This window comes from Aestuarium sp. (assembly GCF_023253315.1).
Classification (GTDB): Bacteria; Pseudomonadota; Alphaproteobacteria; order Rhodobacterales; family Rhodobacteraceae; genus Marivivens; species Marivivens donghaensis.
The window spans coordinates 1-540 of record NZ_JALRGW010000213.1; the positions used below are offsets into that span (position 1 = coordinate 1).

Consider the following 540-nt stretch of genomic DNA (forward strand, 5'->3'; position numbering starts at 1 on the left):
GGGGCGCTGGCTCGGGGGCGCGGGCGGCTTCTTGAAGTGCTCTTCGGCGTTCAGGTTAATCTTTCCCTTGGATTGGTACGACTCCCTCCTCGACTTAAGCGCGCCGCTACCGCCGCCTCCACTGCCAGGCGGCTTTGACCCCCACGCGCTGACGCCCTTGGGAAGGGGCGGCGGGGCGCCCACGGGGCCCTTCTGAACGGGCGCCACGACGCGCGGCGGGCCCTTGAAGGAGGCGGCGGCTGCGGCCACGACCTCGTCGAGGGACTTGACTTCTTTCTTGGCCGCCGCCGCCCGGGCCGGGGCCAGGGCCTTGTTGGCCTTCACCTCGGCCAGGGCGGCGACCACGGCGTCCGCGCACGCCCCGGCGGCGGCAAGTGCGGCGGCCAGGGCCGCCGCCGCCCGCGCCCAGCGCAGCTCGTCGCCCACCACCCGCACCTGGTGGCACCGGCGCTGGCCCGTGGCGCCCCCGCCGCCGCAGCCAAAGAAGCCCCACCCGCGCATCGGGCTCGGGAACGCGAGCCCCCGCCGCCACTGCTTCCT

General features: G+C 75.2%; 1 protein-coding gene. It reads right to left on the bottom strand.

Going from position 1 to position 540, the window contains the following annotated elements:
- A partial coding sequence (locus AC1QQ2_RS15050; protein WP_479713757.1) for a hypothetical protein occupies window positions 1-426 on the bottom strand: 426 nt, incomplete at its 3' end.
- Window positions 427-540: the final 114 nt, after the last annotated feature.